Source organism: Pseudomonadota bacterium (assembly GCA_030859565.1).
Classification (GTDB): domain Bacteria; phylum Pseudomonadota; class Gammaproteobacteria; order JACCXJ01; family JACCXJ01; genus USCg-Taylor.
This window is the reverse complement of record JALZJW010000292.1, coordinates 1-2,096: the sequence shown is the minus strand read 5'-3', so window position 1 is coordinate 2,096 and position 2,096 is coordinate 1. Positions and strand designations below refer to the sequence as shown.

Annotated in this window: 1 protein-coding gene; it reads left to right on the top strand. The window is 60.9% G+C overall.

Annotation, left to right across the window (positions count from 1 at the left end; all coding sequences use genetic code 11):
• A partial coding sequence (locus M3436_20930) for a DUF839 domain-containing protein (GenBank protein MDQ3566429.1) occupies positions 1–1,669 on the top strand: 1,669 nt, incomplete at its 5' end.
• Positions 1,670–2,096: the final 427 nt, after the last annotated feature.

Here is a 2,096-nt window from a genome sequence, read left to right as displayed (position 1 = left end):
GGCGCGAACCGTACCGGAGGAAGTGCTGCGCGAATTCTACGTGCATGGCATCAGCGTCATCAAGGTAGTTAAGAAGCGAGGGAAGAAAGGGGAGTGGAGCTACAAGCAAAACTCCCGCTTCAACCACCGCATTCACACGTTGACGCCCATGAAGCTGTCCGGACCGGCGGCTGAGACTCCGTACATGATCACCAAATTCTCGCCCGACGGCTCGGAAACGCGCGGCACCGTCAATAACTGCGCGAACGGCGCCACGCCGTGGGGCACCTATCTGACCTGCGAGGAAAACTGGGCCGGGTATTTCCGCCGTATCGCCGCGACCGATGACCCCAATCGCACGGCGAAGGAGCTGGCTTCGTTCGCGCGCTACGGCGTGGCGGGTAACGGCCGCGAGCTGTGGGCGACAGTGATCCCCGATACGGCGGACGACTTGTACGGCCGTTGGAACGCGATGAAGCTTGGCGCCTCAGCCGACGGCAGCGACGATTATCGTAATGTCGCGAACACCTACGGTTGGGTGGTGGAAGTCGATCCGTTCAATAGAAGGTCAATCCCCAAGAAGCGCACCGCGCTTGGCCGTTTCGCGCACGAAGGCGCGTGGCTCGGGCCGGCAAAGAAGGGCGAGCCGCTCGTGTCCTACATGGGCTGCGATGCCCGCAACGAGTACATCTATAAGTACGTGTCGAACCGGCGCTGGGATCCCCGCGACGCCGACGAGGGAATGGCTGCGGGTGACAAGTATCTGGACGACGGAAAGCTCTACGTGGCCACGTTCAACGCCGATGGTACAGGTGAATGGAGAGAGCTGAGCTTCGGGATCAACAATATCACCCTTACCAACCCGGCCTATGCCTTCGCCGATCAGGCCGACGTGGTGATCAACACGCGTCTGGCCGCCGACGCGGCGGGCGCAACCAAGATGGATCGCCCGGAGTGGGCCGCCGTCCATCCGAAGAACGGGGAGGTGTATGTCACCTTGACCAATACCAACGCCTCGAGCCGTCCGATCACCAGTGTCGACGCCGCCAATCCACGCTTCTATAACGACCGGAAGACCACCGACGAGGATCAGCTGGGCAACCCCAACGGCCATATCATTCGCTTGGCCGAGACCCACGGCAAAGTCGACGCGACCTCGTTCACGTGGGACGTGTTCCTGTTCGGCGCGCGTGCCACCGCAGACGCGACCAACGTCAATATCTCCGGTCTGACCGACGCGAACGACTTCTCCAGCCCCGACAGCGTGTGGTTCAGTCGTGCGAATCCCGGGTTGTTGTGGATCGAAACCGATGACGGCGCGTATACCGACGTTACCAACTGCATGTTGCTGGCCGCCGTCCCGGGCGAAGTGGGAGACGGCGCCCGAAGGACCGTGACCAATATGAGCGGCGCCACCATCCAATCCGTCGATACCTACGTCGGCAAGGAGCTGGGCGAAAAGCGCCTGCGCCGCTTCCTGGTGGGCCCGAAGGAGTGCGAGATCACCGGCATCACGGAAACCCCGGACGGCAGGGCGATATTCGTCAACATCCAACACCCGGGCGAAAACACCATGCCGGACTTTGCCACCCGCGCGTTCGGCAGTCATTGGCCGGATGGCGGTCTCTCACGCCCGCGCACGGCGACCATCGTCATCACCAAGGACGGCGGCGGCAAAATCGGAGTCTGACGCAAAAAAGAGATAATCGGGACGACCGGCGATCTAGCCGAAACGCAGGTGTATATATTAGGAGAGCACTTTGAGGAGGCGCAGCCAGAGCCGGCGTGTGGGTGAAGGTAATGAGTTGCGGTGGTGGCGTTAGGGATGCTCGCGCCGAACGCCTCGTCCAAGTCGGGGACTTGGTTCCGATCCCGTATCCGGGTGCACGGTTATCGTATCGGACGATCCCGGTCTGCAAGCAAAAGGCAATATAGTTCTCCATGTTAAAAAAGAGCCCTCTTGCGAGGGCTCAAAAACTGCCTTGAATGGGATCCTCGCTTTGCCGAGGCCTCGCGCTATAAAGAGCGACATCATCGGGAACGGCGCGAGGCGCGGATGAAAAACGGCGGGGTCTTATTCACCAACCACGATTTTCATTACGATCCCGAGCGGCAAC